General features: G+C 71.3%; 17 protein-coding genes. 5 read left to right on the top strand and 12 right to left on the bottom strand.

Annotated features, from left to right (window positions below; all coding sequences use genetic code 11):
- Positions 1 to 195 precede the first annotated feature (195 nt).
- From AB0D28_RS29150 to AB0D28_RS29140, 3 genes are all read right to left on the bottom strand, one after another.
- A complete protein-coding gene (locus AB0D28_RS29150) occupies positions 196 to 732 on the bottom strand; it encodes a phosphopantetheine-binding protein (protein WP_357391027.1) in 537 nt (178 codons plus the stop codon).
- A gap of 262 nt (positions 733 to 994) precedes the next feature.
- Positions 995 to 1435 (bottom strand): DUF6069 family protein, encoded by a 441-nt coding sequence (locus AB0D28_RS29145; protein ID WP_357391025.1) that lies wholly within the window; start codon positions 1433 to 1435, stop codon positions 995 to 997.
- Between the two features lie 157 nt (positions 1436 to 1592).
- Positions 1593 to 1931, bottom strand: coding sequence for an OsmC family protein (locus tag AB0D28_RS29140; RefSeq protein WP_357391023.1), 339 nt, complete (start codon positions 1929 to 1931; stop codon positions 1593 to 1595).
- A gap of 370 nt (positions 1932 to 2301) precedes the next feature.
- Between AB0D28_RS29140 and AB0D28_RS29135 the strand changes: the two genes are divergently transcribed.
- The 4 genes from AB0D28_RS29135 (at position 2302) to AB0D28_RS29120 (ending at position 7406) form a co-directional block, all read left to right on the top strand.
- Positions 2302 to 4146, top strand: coding sequence for an FAD/NAD(P)-binding protein (locus tag AB0D28_RS29135; protein ID WP_357391021.1), 1845 nt, complete (start codon positions 2302 to 2304; stop codon positions 4144 to 4146).
- Positions 4143 to 5369 carry a putative PEP-binding protein gene (locus AB0D28_RS29130; protein ID WP_357391019.1) on the top strand — a complete coding sequence of 409 codons (1227 nt, stop codon included), beginning with the start codon at positions 4143 to 4145 and terminating at the stop codon, positions 5367 to 5369. Before AB0D28_RS29135 ends, AB0D28_RS29130 begins: the two co-directional genes overlap by 4 nt.
- A gap of 95 nt (positions 5370 to 5464) precedes the next feature.
- On the top strand, positions 5465 to 6007 hold the full coding sequence (locus tag AB0D28_RS29125; RefSeq protein WP_357391029.1) for a carboxymuconolactone decarboxylase family protein: 543 nt from the start codon (positions 5465 to 5467) through the stop codon (positions 6005 to 6007).
- A 64-nt stretch (positions 6008 to 6071) separates the two neighbouring features.
- Complete coding sequence (locus AB0D28_RS29120) at positions 6072 to 7406, top strand: FAD-dependent monooxygenase (protein ID WP_357391017.1); 1335 nt, start codon at positions 6072 to 6074, stop codon at positions 7404 to 7406.
- 153 nt (positions 7407 to 7559) lie between these two features.
- Here AB0D28_RS29120 and AB0D28_RS29115 read toward each other — a convergent pair whose 3' ends face one another.
- The 9 genes from AB0D28_RS29115 to AB0D28_RS29075 form a co-directional block, all read right to left on the bottom strand.
- On the bottom strand, positions 7560 to 8375 hold the full coding sequence (locus AB0D28_RS29115) for a TIGR03084 family metal-binding protein (protein WP_357391015.1): 816 nt from the start codon (positions 8373 to 8375) through the stop codon (positions 7560 to 7562).
- A gap of 170 nt (positions 8376 to 8545) precedes the next feature.
- Positions 8546 to 9400: a maleylpyruvate isomerase N-terminal domain-containing protein gene (locus AB0D28_RS29110; RefSeq protein ID WP_357391013.1), complete on the bottom strand. Its 855-nt coding sequence runs from the start codon at positions 9398 to 9400 to the stop codon at positions 8546 to 8548.
- An 80-nt stretch (positions 9401 to 9480) separates the two neighbouring features.
- Entirely contained in the window at positions 9481 to 10332 is an 852-nt protein-coding gene (locus AB0D28_RS29105) for an ABC transporter permease (protein WP_357391011.1), read from the bottom strand.
- Positions 10329 to 11300: an ATP-binding cassette domain-containing protein gene (locus AB0D28_RS29100; RefSeq protein WP_357391009.1), complete on the bottom strand. Its 972-nt coding sequence runs from the start codon at positions 11298 to 11300 to the stop codon at positions 10329 to 10331. The genes AB0D28_RS29105 and AB0D28_RS29100 overlap by 4 nt, the downstream gene beginning before the upstream one ends.
- A 230-nt stretch (positions 11301 to 11530) precedes the next feature.
- Positions 11531 to 12232: a MerR family transcriptional regulator gene (locus AB0D28_RS29095; RefSeq protein WP_357391007.1), complete on the bottom strand. Its 702-nt coding sequence runs from the start codon at positions 12230 to 12232 to the stop codon at positions 11531 to 11533.
- 52 nt (positions 12233 to 12284) lie between these two features.
- Entirely contained in the window at positions 12285 to 13079 is a 795-nt protein-coding gene (locus AB0D28_RS29090; RefSeq protein WP_357391005.1) for a TIGR03084 family metal-binding protein, read from the bottom strand.
- Complete coding sequence (locus AB0D28_RS29085; protein WP_357391003.1) at positions 13063 to 13623, bottom strand: copper resistance protein CopC; 561 nt, start codon at positions 13621 to 13623, stop codon at positions 13063 to 13065. The genes AB0D28_RS29090 and AB0D28_RS29085 overlap by 17 nt, the downstream gene beginning before the upstream one ends.
- Before the next feature lies 1 nt (position 13624).
- Positions 13625 to 14203, bottom strand: coding sequence for a hypothetical protein (locus AB0D28_RS29080; RefSeq protein ID WP_357391001.1), 579 nt, complete (start codon positions 14201 to 14203; stop codon positions 13625 to 13627).
- Between the two features lie 82 nt (positions 14204 to 14285).
- Positions 14286 to 15299 carry an NAD-dependent epimerase/dehydratase family protein gene (locus tag AB0D28_RS29075; RefSeq protein ID WP_357390999.1) on the bottom strand — a complete coding sequence of 338 codons (1014 nt, stop codon included), beginning with the start codon at positions 15297 to 15299 and terminating at the stop codon, positions 14286 to 14288.
- Between the two features lie 105 nt (positions 15300 to 15404).
- On the opposite strand from AB0D28_RS29075, the gene AB0D28_RS29070 reads away from it, so the two are divergent.
- Positions 15405 to 15836, top strand: a complete 432-nt coding sequence (locus AB0D28_RS29070) for an SCP2 sterol-binding domain-containing protein (protein ID WP_357390997.1) — start codon at positions 15405 to 15407, stop codon at positions 15834 to 15836.
- The last annotated feature ends 49 nt before the right edge of the window (positions 15837 to 15885 follow it).

The raw sequence follows: 15885 nt of genomic DNA, 5'->3' as shown, positions 1-15885 counted from the left end.
AGGCCAGACCCCGCCCCCCGGGGGGCGGCCCGCCCGACCCCGCCCCCGGCCCGCCCCCCGGGCTACACAAACCCCCCCGGGGCTCGGTCCGGTTCCCGGATCCGGGAACCGGACCGAGCCCCGGGCCGTCGCTGACGGCGGCTCGCGATGTCGGGAGTCCTGCCGGTGTGAACCGGCCGCCCGGCGTCTCGGTGCCTACCTGAGCGGCATGAGGTCCAGAAGCCGGTCGAACTCCGCCACGGTCGGCGCGTCGAACAGGTCATCCATCGAGATGTCCCGGCCGAGTACCGCGCTGGCGCGGCTGGCTATCAGCATGGCGTCGATCGACTCGCCGCCGAGGGTGAAGAAGTTGTCGTCCATACCGCACCGGGGCCGGGCGAGCACCTCGGCGAAGATCGTGCAGAGCGCTTCCTGGCGGGGAGTGTCCGGCGGCCGGTAGGGCATCAGGCCCCGCAGGTCGGGTTGGGGCAACGCGCGCGGGTCGGCCGTCCCCCCAGAGTCGACCGGAATGGCGTCGACGACGGTGACGGCGGCCGGCACCATGCTGCCCGGCAGCCGCTTCCTGAGGTGCTTGTACAGCTCAGTGAGGTTGAGGCCGACGCTACGCAGCACGATGTAGGCCACCAGGACATGGCCGAGGGCTTCGTGCTCGTGGGCCAGGACCGCGACCTCCGTGAGCCCGGGGTAGTCGGTCAGGACATCTCGCACGTTTTGGATCACGGCAGTAGCCATCAGCCGCTCACCTTCCAATCGAGGCTCCAAGGCTTCCGGGCTACCTTCGCACGCGAGTGCATGGGAGCTGTCTCCCAGATTGCGCGGATACCGAGCCTGCTCAGAGGCAACGCGGGCGGACCGTTTCGACGAGCTTCGCGGGGTGACATGCGAGCGGACCGGGCCGATTTGGATCAGTTGCGACCCAGCGGGGCGCCGACGTCGGCGCCCCGCTGGTGAGGGAGGGCTGGAACTGGATGGGCGCGGCGGCGCCGCGGCCGGGTCAGCGTGTGGTCGGGAGCTGCCGCGCCACGACCGGCACGACGATCGCCGCGGCGACGATGTGCAGAGCGACCAGGGTTGCCGCGGCACCGGCGTCGAAGCCGAACGTGACGCTCGGGATGAAGGACAACACGAGCAGCGCCACCGCCGTCCGCACGAAGGTGGACCGCGGTCGACGGGCCTTGCGCGCCATGACGGCGGCGATGGCGACACCGACGAGCGAGAGGACCAGCGTCAGCACCGTGAACATGGGGAGCGGGATGGTCTCGCCGCTGTTCCCGAGCGTCACACCGGCGGCCGACGCGATCGCCGCGAGGACGGTGGTGACGATCGCGGCGACGACGGCCGCGACGACCCCGTGCTTCCAGACCGACTGTCGCTCGGTGGCCGGGACCGGCGAACTGGTGGACGGGGCTGTCCGGGCGTGCGTGTCATCCATCATCGTGAGTTCCTTCGCAGTGCGGCTAGACGGGCGACAGCACCGGCGGACACGGAACGCTACCGCTCGGTTCCATCGGCAAGGTCACGAACCGGAAGGTATCGGTCGGCGAAGACCAGCGCATCTTCCATCGTGCGCACTTCGGCGGCGGCCCCGCTGTTCACCCGGCGGCGGGCGGCACGGCGACCGACGCGGTCACCTTCATGCCCTGCCTGAGGGTCGCGGCCACCAGGCAACCGCGTTCGGCGATCACGACGAGGTGTTCGAGGTCCGCGGCCGGGCACGAGTCGCACGACACCTCGATGTGGATCGCACCGAACCGCCGGGGGTTCGGCTCGAACACGCCGGTGACGCGACAGGTCGCGCCCTCGACCCGGGTGGACCGGGCCTCGGCGGCGGCGTAGAGAGTGCTCATGAAGCAGCCACCGACCGAGGCGAGCAGCGTCTCACCACCCATCGGGCCCGCGTCCGATCCGCCGTTGGAGGACGGACGATCCATCACGATGGTGTAATCGCGAACGCTGGCGATGGTCGCCGTATGGCCGCTCTGCGCGAGAGCCACCGTCATCTGTTCCATGGATGCGTTCCCCTTTCGCGAGGGTCATGATCGGCTTCTCGAACAGGCCACCACATCGACCGCCCATCGTGCCGCGCCTGTCGGCGTTCCGACAACCCGCCCTCGTCCCGACGATAGGGGTGTGGCGTGGGGCGCCGCCGGTTTCAGCACTGGTGAAGTGGCGCCGTTCCGCGCCCGGCCGCCAACATCGAACGGATCCCCGGGAATGACGAACGGGCGTCGCTCAGGAGGAGGAAATTGATCGACAGGCGTCGGGCGATGCATGCTGCCGGTATCCAAAAAGGAGGCAGGAATGCATCGTCCTCGGGTCCTCATCGTCGGTGCCGGGCTGGCCGGCACGGCGACAGCCATCCGGCTCCTGCAGTTCGCCCGCGAACCCCTCGAGATCGTCTTGCTTGAGCGTCGCCGGGACTACCGCTACGCGGGGGTGGCGTACCACCGAGACGGCAACCCCTGGGATCACGTGTTCAACATCCAGGCCGGCCGCATGTCCGCGTTCCGCGAGGACGTCCACGACTTCGTCCGCTGGGCCAATCACGAGGCCGATCGCAGCGGATGGACCGCGCCCTGGGGGGACTTCACATTCGTCGGACACGGCCCCGCCCCACGCCGGATCTACCACGACTACCTGACCGATCGCGTCGCCGCGGCCCGCGCCGAGGCGTACCCCGGTGTGGAACTCATCGAGACCGAGGGTGAGGCGGTCGACCTCGACATCCACGCGGACCACGTCGTGGCCTCCATCCGGCTGGGCTCCGGCGACGACGCCGGGCACACGAAGACCCTGACGGCCGATCACGTGATCCTCGCGACCGGCATGGAGCTCCGGGAACCGGCGTTCGCCGGCCAGGTGCTGGGGCATGACGCGTTCATCCGGCACCCGTACTCGGAGGAGGGCGTACGGCGGCTGCTGGATACACCGCCCGACGCGAGCGTCGTGGTCGTCGGATCGGTGCTGAGCGCGTACGACTCCGTGGCCCTGCTCCTGCGCCAGGGTCACACCGGCACCATCCGCCTGGTCTCCAAGTCGGGCACGATGCCACGCGCGTACCCCGAGCACCACGAGCACGGCGTGGTCCAGCTCCCCGCCCCCGGACGGCTGTTCGAACCGTACCGGGACCGCTCGGACTTCCTGGCACGCCTCCACGCCGAGTGGGAGGCCGCCTGCGCCGCGATCACCGCGGAGCACCCCGACATCCACCAGCGGATCATCACCGAACGGGTGGCGAAGGCATGGGAGCCCTACCTCCCGCGGGTCATCGCGCAGATCCCGACCGACGAGCTGCGGCAGCTGCTCAAGGAGTTCAGCACGCAGATCGCCTCGCTACGAGTCGGCGCGGTGCCCTACACGACTGCCATCGTGGAGCAGGCCATGTCCCCCGACCACGGCTCGGTCGAGCTTGTCGTCGGCCGGATCGAGGAGGTCGGCCCGGCGGCGTCGGGGCGACTCGACGTCGTCGTGGCGACGGGGGCCGGCACCCGCGTCCTCCCGGCCGACCTGGTGGTGTGCAACTTCGGCCGGGAGTTCGACTACACGCACGTCGAGTCCCCGTTGTGGACGAACCTCCTGGCCGGCGACGTCGTCACTCCCCATCACCGCACCGGCCGCGGCATCGAGGTCGACACCCGGGGTACGCCGCTACGACCCGACGGCGAGCCGGTTGAGGTGCTCTCGGCCATCGGGGTGATGCGCGAGGGCGACGAGATCGTCCGCAACGGTCGCACCGGCGCCTTCGCGTTCAACCTCGCCGCGATCAAGAACCACTCCGTCATGGTCGCCGCGCACGTTCTCGAACGGCTCGAGCTGCGCTGCGACGGGGCCGCACGACGGGCCGCGACGGAACTGCGCCACACGCTCACCGAGACGACCCGCGACGGGTTCGCGCAGGCCGTCACCGTGGAGGTCAGGCGGCTCGCCGCGCGGTCCCGGGCGGAGCGGGAGCGACTCGACGCGCGGCTGGCCGGCCACCTGTGCTCCGATCACTTCCACGGTGTGCGGGCCGAGACGGGTGACCGGTTGCTGCGTGCCGCGGTCAACCAGGCGGCGCTCGAGAAGCTCACGGACATTTCGGTGACGCCACGCGAGCTGCGGCGGCAGCTGGGCATCACGAACGAGGGAGAGGCGGACGACCAGTGACCGAACGACAGATCCGTGGCGTGCTGCTCATCGGCGGAGCCACATCCGTGGTGGACGGGCCGTGCAACCGCACCGAACGACCGGTGGCGGGCTCGGTCGTCATCGCGCAGACACTCACGCCGAGGCTGTACGACGCGCTCACGACGGCCCGCGCCGTCGTCTGCGGCTCCGGCGGGCGTACCGGCCACATGCAGTCCGTCTGCCGCGCCAAGGGCATCCCCGTCCTGCGCGTCGACCCCGGCGACCTCGACAAGCTCGTCGGCGTGGTGACGCTCGACCTGGAGCGGGCGACTGTCGTCGTGGGCGCCGGCGGCGGCGCCGGCGCGGCGGCCGTCGGCCGGGCCGGTCCGCCGCCGGACGTTCTCGGCTCGGCCTGCGCCGTGATCGCCGACCTTCGCGACATCCGCGGCCTCAACGCCACAGCCGGGGGTACGACTGCCGTCGAGTCGTTCTTCGTCCGGGAGGAGTTCCTGTGCTTCTCCGCAGGCCTCAGCCCGATCGACGCCCTGCGCGGCGGGGCTGCCGTGCACGCCTACGGACGCGCGATCGCCGACCAGCTGCGGGCATGCGTGGAAGCGCTCCGGCCGGGCCAGCGGCTGATCCTGCGTATGCTCGACCTGCGCTCCAACGACGCCGCCCACATCACCGGTGAGGCCACGGTGCCGAGCGAGCCCAACCCCGACATGGGCCTGCACGGCACCCGGTGGCTGCTCCGGTCGGCCGCCTATCCCCAGGCGCTGCACGTCATGCTGGACACCCTGCGCGGTCAGCTCGGCGCTCAGGCCGACCTGGTGCATCTCTCGGCGCCGTTCCTCACCGACGCCGAGGAGTTCGCGAAGTTGCGACCACATCTCGGCCTGCCGGCCGAGACGCCCCTGTCCGCGTTCATCGAGACGCCGGCCGCGGTCCACGCCACGTCGGACATCTGCGCCGCCGGTGCCGCCGAACTGTTCGTCGGCACCAAGGACCTGGTGCAGTTCTACCTCGCCGCCGACCGCAGCAACCACCTTGTCGCCGACTCCTACCGCACCCGGCACCCGGCCGTCCTCGACGGGCTGCGACGGGTGATCGAGGACGCGCGCGGCACCGGCACCCCGACCCGGGTGTTCGCGCTCGGCGCCGACCTGCGCTACTACCTCGACCGGCTGCCGACACCGACCGGCTACATGATGTGCGTCTCGGAACTCCGGCACGTTCTCCGGCCCTCGGATCGCGCTGCCTGACCCGCTGCGGCCGGCGGGCGGAGCGGGCCACTGTCGATGCGGCAACTGCGCACGCAGGAAGTTGTCCCCCCGATCGGCGCGTGCCACGGTACGGCATGGCTTACATCGATCTGGGCGTGGACGAGCATGAGTTTCCGGGCATCACGGGCCCGATGCGGTTCCGCCCGGAGACCGCGGAGCCGCTCAACATGCTCGCCGAAGTGCTGCTGCGCGCACCGCACTCCATGCCGCCCGGCGAGCGGGAGCTGATCGCGGCCTACGTGTCCGGTCTCAACGAATGCACCTTCTGTTGCTCCTCTCACTCGGCGTTCGCCGCCGTCCAGCTCGACGCTGGCATGGCCGTGGTGGACAAGGTGCGCGCGGACCTGGACTCGGCGCCGGTGTCACCGAAGCTGCGAGCGTTGCTGCGCATCGCCGGCGCGGTCCAGCAGAGCGGCCGGGCGGTGACCGCCGAACTCGTCGACGCCGCCCGGGCGGAGGGCGCCGACGACGTCGAGATCCACGACACCGTGCTCATCGCCGCGGCGTTCTGCATGTACAACCGCTACGTCGACGGGCTGGGTACCTTCGCGCCGCAGCGGCCGGAGGACTACCTGCCGATGGCCACGCGCATCGTGGAAGAGGGTTACGGCACCTGACCGTCGGACAGTCGAGCAAGAACCAATATGACATCGAACAACTCCGGTCAATACTGTCCGGGTCATGGCTGGTGACGCGACAGCGGTGGTGATCGGTGCGAGCATGGGCGGCCTGCTTACCGCCCGGGCGCTCAGCGAGCATTTCGCGCGGGTGGTCGTGATCGACCGGGACCTGCTGCCCGACACACCGGCGAGCCGCCGCCACGTGCCGCAGGACCGGCAGCTGCACGTGCTGCTGGCCCGCGGCAGGTCGGTGCTCGAGGAACTGTTCCCGGGGCTGTCCGCACAACTGCGCGACGCCGGCGCGCCCATCGTCGACCTGCACGAGCAGGTCCACTGGTACAACGACGGATACCGCATGCGGCGGGCACCGTCGGACCTCATCGGCGTCGGGGTGAGCCGCCCCCTGCTGGAGCACGTGATCCGCACCCGGGTCGCCGAGCTGCCCGGTGTGGAGCTGGTGCCGCGGACCGACGTCACCGGCCTGCTCACCGACACCGGCGGTATGACCGTCACGGGCGTCCAGGTGGCCTCGCACAGCCAGACCGCGACGCCGTACACCATCACGGCGGACCTCGTCGTCGACGCCGGGGGCCGCGCCTCCCGCAGCCCTCGGTGGCTGGCCGAGCTCGGCTACCGGCCGCCGCCGGAGGATCGGGTCCGCGTCGACGTCACGTACGTCACCCGCCTCTACCAGCGCTGCCCGGAGCACCTTGACGGCCTGCTCGGCGCGCTGACGAACGCCGTACCGGGGGCGCCCCGCGCCGGGATCGCCGCAGCTCTGGAAGGCGACCGGGTGGCGATCGCGCTGAACGGCATGCTCGGCGAGCAGCCGCCGACGGATGACGCGGGCATGGCGGCATTCGCCGAGAGACTGGCGGCACCGCACATCGCGACGATCGTCCGGTCCGCCCCACCGGCCGGTGAGCCGGTGACGATGCGGTTTCTGGCCAGCATCCGCCGGCGGTACGAGCGGCTGCGCCGGTTCCCGTCCGGATACCTGGTCGTCGCCGACGCCCTGTGCAGCTTCAATCCCATCTACGGGCAGGGCATGACGGTCGCGGCGCTGGAGGCGCTGTTGCTGCGCCGCCTGCTCACCGAGCACGGCACCGCGATCGCGCCTCGCTTCTTCCGTGGCGCGGCCCGGATCATCGACGGCCCGTGGGCGATCGCGGTCGGCACCGACCTGCGGTTCCCTGAGGTGCCGGGCCGGCGCGGGGCCCGGGTGCGGCTCACCAACAGGTTCGTGCACCGGCTGCATGTCGCGGCCAGCCACGACGCGGTGCTCGGCGCGGCGTTCCTGCGGGTGCTCAACCTCGTGCAGCCTCCGGCGTCACTGCTCAGGCCGGGCATCGTCCTACGGGTCCTGCGCGGGTCCCTGAGGGCGAGGACACCGTAGCGCTCCACTGTCGACACGGCGGAGTCGTGCCGGACATGGGCGCTTCCTCATCCGTGGCGGCCAGTCGGCGGGCCATGCCGCGGGCCGGGTGCGGCGGCGCCGCTGCCGGCGCGTTCCCGCCGAACCCGGCCGGGTGGGGGGCGTCGCCCGCTGTCAGGCGGGCGACCGGGAGCCGGCGAACTGACCGGCCGCGCGTCCCCTGCCGGCCGGGCCACGGTAGGCCTGCGCCAACCCGATCCACGTGCGCGCGTCCGCGCCGGTGGCGACGAGGCCCAGGTCGCTGTGATGGCGGCGGCGGGTCGCGAGCAGGCACAGGTCGACAGCGGAGCCGGTGACCGACTGGGCCGCGTCGGCCGGGCCGAACGTCCACTGCTCGCCCGAAGGCGCCGTGACCTGGAAGCGGAACTGCTCAGCCGGCGGGGTCAGGTCATTGGCCTGGTAGCCGAACTCCCAGGTGTGCACGACGAACTCCACGATCCGCCTGATGCGGTCGGTGTGTCGCCGTTGAACGCCGAGCGCGTCGGCGATGTCCTGGCCGTGGGCGAAGAGCTCCGTCATGCCGGCCGCGCACAGTACGGGCGCCGGGATCGGCCGGACGAGCCACGGTACGAGCGTCCCGTCCGGAACGGCCGCGAGCGCCGCGACGCCTGCGTCACGCTCGGCCCGCCACCGGGCGATGAGCGCCTGCCGCGGCAGCACGAGGTATTCCGCCAGTGCGGCGTTGACAGCCCGGTCGAAGGCGCCGAAGCCGGTGCCGATGCGCTGGGTCAGGGCGGTGAATGCCGCCGGGTCGGCGGCGGCGAGGCCGGCGATGCGAAAGACGAAGGCCAGATGACCGACCTGATGGGCGACGGTCCAGCCCTCGGCGGGTGTGGGCCGTGTCCACTGCTCGTCGGTGAGACCGGCGACCATGCGGTCGACGTCCTCGGCGGCGGCGGTCAGGTCGACGATCACGTCGTGTGCGGTCACGTTTGGATCCTCCGGTCGAAAGGGGGCGGGGCGCATCGGTGTATCCGTCAAGCCTGCGGCGGTTCGCTCGCGGTGTCGTCTCCGCCCGTGCCCGTGGGCGGCGTCGACCGCGTCGCTGCCGCGGCCCGGCTCTGTCCGTCTCCGTCCGCGGTCGGGCGGAGGCTCAGCGTTCAGGCACGGGCGTTGTTGGGCATGTGCACGACCCGCAGGAAGGCCCGTAACCGCCACGGGCGGGGGCCGCCGACGATCACGTCCCGGGCGGCCGCGGCGCGCAGCGCGCCGACGCGGCCGAAGAGCATCAGGTTGAAGCGGGCCGGGCGGAAGGTCAGGCTGACGTCGTACGGGTCGTCGGGCGGCGCGACCACGACCCGGCCCCGGTCCAGCGCCAATGTCGCCGTCGTGGTGTGCGCGGAGCGGAACTGGACCGCGATGCGACGGCGGGGCATGCGGACCGAGGGGTTGAGCAGCGCGCCGTAGTCGTTACGGATCATGTCGACGAGGAACAGGTCGAAGAACAGCCCCGCGTCGGCGTCCGGCATCCGCCACGGCAGGCGGGCCGCCCGCGCGATGTCCCAGCCGTGCACGAGCATCTCGTTGACGAGGTGTGCGAGCACCCCGGCCACTGTCACCTGGGCGTTGCCCAGCCAGGTGACGGTGGAGGCCGGGTCGGCGGTACGGGTGACGAGCAGGATGCGCTCGATCGACGTCCGCAGCTCGTGCAGGACGACCCGCGGGTCGCGCTCGGTGAGGTGCCGCATGACGTGGGAGTTCGCGTCGGCGACGGTGTCGACGTTGGTGTCCGACAGCAGTTCACGCAGGCCCGGCACCGGCAGCGGTGGCGCGTCGGGGTCGAGCAACAGCAGACACAGTGAGCCGATGGACAGCACATGGGCGGCGGAGTCGGCGATGGACCACTCCGCGGTCGCCATCGCCGCGGGATCGGGTACGGATCTGACGAGCGCGTCGAAGCGTCGGCCGGTGTCGAGCACAGCGGCCCGGGCCCGCGTCCAGTCATCCCGCGTCACGGCTGTCATCGGCACCATCCAGGAGACGTGTTGCGGCCGCACTCGGGCATCCGGCCGGGTCCACCCACTGCCGGCAGGGTTCAGCGGCGGTTGTACAGGCGCATGGTCAGGGCACCGAAGATCAGCGTGAGGGCCGCTGCCGCGGCCAGCGTCCAGGTGATCTCGGCCATGTCCCAGTCGCCGGCCATCATCGAACGGACGCCGGTCACCAGGTGGCTGATCGGGTTCACCTCGACGAATGCCTGCAGCCAGCCCGGCATCGTGCGCGGGTCGACGTAGACGTTGCTCAGGAAGGTCAGGGGCATCAGGACCAGGAAGCTGAAGCCCATCACCGACTTGTCCGAGCGCAGGAGCAGACCGACCATGGTCCACACCCAGGAGAAGCCGAAGGAGAAGACCACGAGCAGGCCGATCGCCGCGGCCACGCCCGCTGGGCCGCCCTCGGGGCGGAAGCCGAGAACCAGGCCGACGCACATGATGACCACGGCTGCCAGGATGTAGCGCACGACGTCGCCGAAGATCATGCCGACCAGGGGTGCGGGGCGCCAGACCGACAGGGTGCGGAAGCGGTCGAAGATGCCCTTCTCGATGTCGATATTGAGGCCCACACCGGTGTACATGGTGATCATCACGACGCTGGTGACCATGACGCCGGGCAGGAAGAACTGCAGATACTCACCCGTGGAGCCGGCCAGCGCCCCGCCGAAGAGGTAAGTGAACATCAGCGTCATGATGAGCGGAAAGGCCGTCACGTCGAAAAGCTGTTCGGGAACATGCTTGATCTTCAGCATGGCCCGCCAGCCGAAGGTCAGTGACGCCGACAGCGAGCTCGGGCGCGGTGGGCGTTCGTCGCGGGCCAGCACCGCGGCAAGGGTCTCCGCCGACGGGATGTAGACCGTGGGCGCATCGGGGGCGCTCGTCGCGGTGCTCATGCGCTGACCTCCTCATGTGCCGGCCGGTCGGTGAGAGCCAGGAAGACCTCGTCCAGGCTGGGCTGGCCGAGGGCGAAGTCGTCGACGACGATCCCGGCGCCGGCCAGCGCCGCCAGGGCGCGGGAGGCCTGCTCGGTGGCGCCCTGCTCGGAGCCCGCGGTACGCGCCGACAACGCCACCGGGTCGGCGTCCAGGTCGATCGTCGTCTCCAGGGCGGTGGCCAGGATGCGTTCGGCGGCCAGCCGCTGCGCGGCGTCGCGAATCCGGACGTGGATCGTGCCCGCGCCCACCGAGGACTTCAGCTCCCCGGGCGTGCCCTCGGCGATCACCCGACCGTGGTCGATCACCGCGATGCGTCCGGCCAGCCGGTCGGCCTCGTCCAGGTACTGCGTGGTCAGTAATACCGTTGTGCCGTTCGCCACCACCAGCCGGATGATGTCCCAGACCTGGTTGCGGCTACGCGGGTCGAGGCCGGTCGTCGGCTCGTCCAGGAACAGCAGGTCCGGAGTGTTCAGGATGCTGGCGCCGATGTCCAGGCGCCGGCGCATGCCCCCGGAGTACTTCTTCACCTGCCGGTCGGCCGCGTCGGTCAGTCCGAACGCCTCCAGAATCCGCTCGGCGCGGGTACGGGCACCAGACCGGGAGTGACCGAGCAGGCGTGCCAGCAGAGTCAGGTTCTCCGCGCCGGTCAGGTCCTCGTCGACGGAGGCGTACTGGCCGGTGAGGCTGATGTGGCGGCGTACCGCGTCGGGATCGGCCGCCACGTCCTTGCCGAAGACATGGGCGCTGCCGCCGTCGGGCCGCAGCAGCGTGGCGAGCATGCGCACCACGGTGGTCTTGCCGGCCCCGTTCGGGCCGAGCAGGCCGTAGACGGTGCCGGCGGGTACCGTAAGGTCGACGCCGTCGACCGCGCGGTTGGCGCCGAAGGACTTGGCCAGGCCCGCGGTCTCGATCGCCGGCGCGCTCATCGGGAGAACCCCGGACCGGGGCCGGTGCCGTCTCCGTGCTCTGTTCCGGGTGTCCCGAGCAGGTCCAGCTCTGTCGCGCCGGGTGGCATCGCGGCCCCTTCCATCGTGGAACGCCGAGAGTTCATTGTTCCGGGCGCGGTGCCAGGCAGACATCTTCCGCATTGCGGCCGTGCCCCGCACGTCGGAGAAACGACACCGCTCTGGTGACCGACCGGACGAAGGAGTGGGTGTCAGCCGCCGAACCGCACGGCCACCGCGTTTCGGCGGACCGTCCGCAGCATCACCGACATCAACACGTCGAACAACACACTGCGCACCATGGCCTCAGCCTTGGCGTCACGGTCGGACCCCTGGACCAGACCCATCTCCGCATCCACCACGCTGCCCGCCGCCTGCGCGAACGTCAGGAAGTACCGACCATGAGCATCACAGCCGAGAGCGCGCAACGTGGTAAGCACCTGAACCAACGACTCACGCCCCGACCGCGTGGCCTCCTCGTCCCACCCCAACCTGTCAGCCAGCGCATCGATGTCCGCCCGCGCCGCCTCCACACCGTCGAAATCAGCCGGATACGGTGAAGCGGTGAACCCCACCCGGTCCAGCCCCGTATAAACCCCCGCCAACGTCACACCCGGATCCTCAAGCACCGTCAACAGACCCCGCACCGCGCCGATCTCCAACCCACCCACCGTGGTGAGCGCCCGGATCAGGCGCAGCCGCTCCAGATGACACTCCTCGTACCGCGCCTGGTTACGCGCGGTCGGCGTCCCCGGCGGCAACAGACCTTCACGGAGGTAGAACTTCACCGTGGGGATCGGCATGCCGGCCCGCCGGGCCAGTTCCGAGATGCGCAAACCCACCCCCGTCGCCGAGTGACCTTGCCGCGAGTCTGCCACGATCGTCACGACAGAGCTACCGCAGAAATCCTGCACGCTGGGAATGTCGACTGTAGTAATTGAACAGTCGCGGCGACTGGGCCTGTTCTCAGTGGTCGAACTGGCCTGGACGGCGGCCCTCTCCGGCCGGGCCGCGGTACGCCTGGGCGATGTCGAGCCACCGGTCCGCCTCCGCGCCGGTTCCGGTCAGGGCCAGGTCATCGCGGTGCCGACGGCGGGTGGCGAGCAGGCACAGGTCCACGGCAGGCCCACTGATCACGTCGGTCGCGTCGTCCGCGCCGTACGTCCAGAGGGCGCCGGACGGCGCGGTCACCTCGAACCGCAGCCGAGCGTCGGGCGTCTCCAGAGCGCGGGACTGGTATCCGAAATCCCAGGTGCGGGAGATGAAGTCGACGAGGTGCCGCAGCCCGTCGTCATGGGTGCGACGCACGCCCAGCGCGTCGGCGATGTCCTGCCCGTGGGCGAACAACTCCATCATGCCCGCCGCCGCCAGCACCGCGGCCGGCAACGGGCGCACCAGCCACGGCACGATCTGCATGGGCGGGGTCTTGGCCAGCGCCTCGTCGACCGCCACCCGCCCGGCCCGCCACTTCTTGAGCAGCACGTCGCGCGGCTCGCCGAGGTAGACGCCGAGGGCGCGCCGCACGTTGGCGTCGAAGTCGCCCCCGAGGGACGCCGTGAACGCGCGGAAGTCGTCGGGCGCGGAGACCGCGGTCTCCGCCATCCGGAACGTGGCGGTCAGGTGGGCGATCTGGTGCGCGACGGTCCAGCCCGGAGCCGGCGTCGGCCGGTCCCAGCCCGCGGCGTCGAGGTCCGCGACCAGCCGGTCGACCTCCTCGCCCTGGGCGGCGAGCTGTACGTAGACGTCAGGCAGTGCGGTCATCGGGGTTCCTTTCGCTCGAGGGGAGGCGCCAGGCGACGGGGGCGGCGCCGGGCCGGCGGACGACCAGGAGGAAGACCACGGCGAGGACGACCAGGCCGTCGATGACCAGCAGCGTGGCGCTGACCGGGTCGACGTCGTGCCCGCCGTGCCCGGCGTGGGCGCCGCTGTCGTCGGCGGCCGGATCGGTGAGGACACGGAAACGGCGGGTGCCCTGCTCCTGCCCGCCGTCGGCGAACGTCACGGAGTAGACGATGGTGAAGTCACCGGCTCGCGCGATGCCCACCGGCTGCGTCAGGCTGAGCCCGGCGCGGACCGGCCCGCCCGGCCCGTCGACCGGGCGGCCGTCGCCGGACACCACCCTGACCCGCGACGTCTCGGCGACCGGGGCGCGGGTGAAGGTCAGCGTGACCTGCCGCGGCGCGGCGGCGAGGGCCGCGCCGTCGGCCGGGTCGCTGACCGTCGCCGCCACCGCGGCGGCCGGTGCGAGCAGGAGCACCGACGCCGCGAGCAGCGGCAGCACCGCGTTCCGGAGAAGCCGTGGCATGTCAGGCCGTCGTCGGACGGGGAATGCCCGGCGAGAAGCTGGCCTGCGGTGCCGCGCAGTCGCAGGTGACCCTCGCCCGCTCGGTCGGGGTCGGGCGCAGGTGCAGGTACATGCCGATCAGCATCGGGATGAAGACGACGGAGTTGTAGAACAGGTGCAGCTCCACCCGGGGCATCACCAGCTGGGCGATGCTCGTGGGCACCGTGCCGCCGAAGAAGAAGGTGCCGGTCTGCGCCTGGATCAGCAGCAGCAGGTGCTCGATGTGGTGCCAGAACTGCAGCCCGAGCGCGATCCCCCACCACACCTTCGAGCGCCCGGAGAAGCCGGGGAACAGCAGGAACAGGAATACCAGCATCACGATGGCATAGCCGTAGTGCAGCCACTCGGAGCTGACCAGCCAGGGCCAGAACTGTCCCAGCACCCCGCGAGCCTGGGGGCGCGGCTTGTTGAGCACCCAGATCTGGTAGGCCTGCACGAGATGCTCGGCCCAGTGCGCGACCACAACGATGAGAAAGAGTCGCAGCGTGACCCGATGATAGCGCCCGTTCACGAGGGCGAGAACCCCGGATTTCTGTCCCATCATTCGTCTCCTCCGATGTGACGACGTCGACGAGTCACCTTATCGGCGCACTGAAGACCATCATTCTTCTGCCGTGCGGTATTCAGACTCCGATAGATTTGCGGGTGGCCGCCCGGCCGGCCTGGGCCGCGCTCAGGTGACCCGCTTCGCGCAGCCAGTGAACGGTGTCGGCCAGGGTGTCGACGAGCGGCCGCGGGGCCGGCGCGTCGTCGAGCGGGCGGGCCACCCCGCAGACGTAGATGGCGCCGTGCTCGACCGGGACGTGCACGGGCAGCACCCGCTGGGCGAGCCCGGCGAGCCGGCCCACCGGCAGCAACGCGGCGGCCGGCAGGTGCACGGCCGGCAGCCGGCGGCCCGTGACGTCACGCAGCGCCCGCAGCAGCTCCCGGGTGCGCACGAACCGGCCCGGCGCGGCGAGCTGGGCGGGCCCGCCGCGGATCAGCACGTCGGCGTGCCAGGCGGCGGCGTCGCGGACGTCCCCGATCGGGAAGCCCCCGTCCGGCCAGATCGGCATGAGGCCACGCAGCACGTCGCGCACCCGCCGGGTCTGGTCACCCAGACGCGGGTCGTGCGGCCCGAGCAGGGCCGGCGGGTAGGTGACGAGCACCGGCAGCCCGTCCCGCCGGTACTGCCGGGCCACCCGGTCGGCCTCCGCCTTGCTGGCCAGGTAGGGCTCCCGCGGGGCGCCGACCGGCGCATCCGAGGTGATCGGCCCGGTCGCGGGCAGCAGCGCGCCGAACGTCGAGACGTGCACGACCCGGTCCACACCGGCGTCACGGGCGGCGGCCAGCACGACCTCGGTGCCGCGGCGGTTGACCGCGCGCATCTCGGCGTGCCGGCGCGGATCGAAGCTGTAGACCGACGCCGCGTGCAGCACCCCGGCGCAGCCGCGCAGCGCCGCCACCACGGCCGCCGGATCGGTGACGTCCCCGAGCGCCATCGGCACACCGGCGGCACCGGCGGCGAGCGGCTCCAGCGCCTTCCGGGCCCGCTGCGGATCCCGTACGAGCAGCCGCACCGGAACCTCACGGCGGACCAGCTCGGCCGCGATGTGCGAACCGAGAAAGCCGGAGCCGCCGGTGATCAGAAATGTCATGGCGTACCTCTACGCATTCTGGGAGTTGGCCCGGGGTGCAGGCCGGCGAAAAGAATTGAAGAATCCCTCTTTGCACCTGAATGGAGTGACCGAATGGTGTCCATGGTGAACCCCGCGGAAGGCGCGGCTACTTTCGCGCGACAGGTCAAGAAGGCCTCGGACGCCGAATTGCGCGAGCTGGTCGCCGGGGACCGGCGCAAGACGGTTCTCGGCGACCTGATCGACGGCATGCCGGACGTGTTCCGGGCGGACCGCGCCGGTGCCCTCCAGGCCGTGGTGCACTGGCACGTGACCGGCCCCGCCGATGGCGAGGAGGACGTCTTCGAGCTGGAGATCGCCGGCGGCCGGTGCACGGTGTCCCCGCGACCGGCGCGCACGCCGCGGCTGGTGCTGCACCTCGACGCGGTCAACTTCGTCAAGATGACCACCGGCAACGCCAACGCCCGCATGCTCTTCCTGCGCGGCAGGCTGAAGGCCCGCGGTGACCTCGGTCTGATCAACAAGTTCCCCGCCCTCTTCGACGTGCCCCGGCCCTGAGCGGGCGGGGGCCGTCCCCGCCACCGGGCCGGGCCGGCGGGGGGGGCCC

Origin of the sequence: Micromonospora sp. NPDC048169, assembly GCF_040652815.1 — a bacterium.
GTDB lineage: Bacteria > Actinomycetota > Actinomycetes > Mycobacteriales > Micromonosporaceae > Micromonospora.
Note: the sequence above shows the minus strand (reverse complement) of the source record. Positions and strands in the feature narration are given on the sequence as shown.

Coding starts and splice junctions, on each gene's coding strand:
- AB0D28_RS29150 (WP_357391027.1), bottom strand. CDS start 732: ATGGCTACTGCCGTGATCCAAAACGTGCGAGATGTCCTGACCGACTAC.
- AB0D28_RS29145 (WP_357391025.1), bottom strand. CDS start 1,435: ATGATGGATGACACGCACGCCCGGACAGCCCCGTCCACCAGTTCGCCG.
- AB0D28_RS29140 (WP_357391023.1), bottom strand. CDS start 1,931: ATGGATCGTCCGTCCTCCAACGGCGGATCGGACGCGGGCCCGATGGGT.
- AB0D28_RS29135 (WP_357391021.1), top strand. CDS start 2,302: ATGCATCGTCCTCGGGTCCTCATCGTCGGTGCCGGGCTGGCCGGCACG.
- AB0D28_RS29125 (WP_357391029.1), top strand. CDS start 5,465: ATGGCTTACATCGATCTGGGCGTGGACGAGCATGAGTTTCCGGGCATC.
- AB0D28_RS29120 (WP_357391017.1), top strand. CDS start 6,072: ATGGCTGGTGACGCGACAGCGGTGGTGATCGGTGCGAGCATGGGCGGC.
- AB0D28_RS29105 (WP_357391011.1), bottom strand. CDS start 10,332: ATGAGCACCGCGACGAGCGCCCCCGATGCGCCCACGGTCTACATCCCG.
- AB0D28_RS29100 (WP_357391009.1), bottom strand. CDS start 11,300: ATGAGCGCGCCGGCGATCGAGACCGCGGGCCTGGCCAAGTCCTTCGGC.
- AB0D28_RS29090 (WP_357391005.1), bottom strand. CDS start 13,079: ATGACCGCACTGCCTGACGTCTACGTACAGCTCGCCGCCCAGGGCGAG.
- AB0D28_RS29085 (WP_357391003.1), bottom strand. CDS start 13,623: ATGCCACGGCTTCTCCGGAACGCGGTGCTGCCGCTGCTCGCGGCGTCG.
- AB0D28_RS29080 (WP_357391001.1), bottom strand. CDS start 14,203: ATGGGACAGAAATCCGGGGTTCTCGCCCTCGTGAACGGGCGCTATCAT.
- AB0D28_RS29075 (WP_357390999.1), bottom strand. CDS start 15,299: ATGACATTTCTGATCACCGGCGGCTCCGGCTTTCTCGGTTCGCACATC.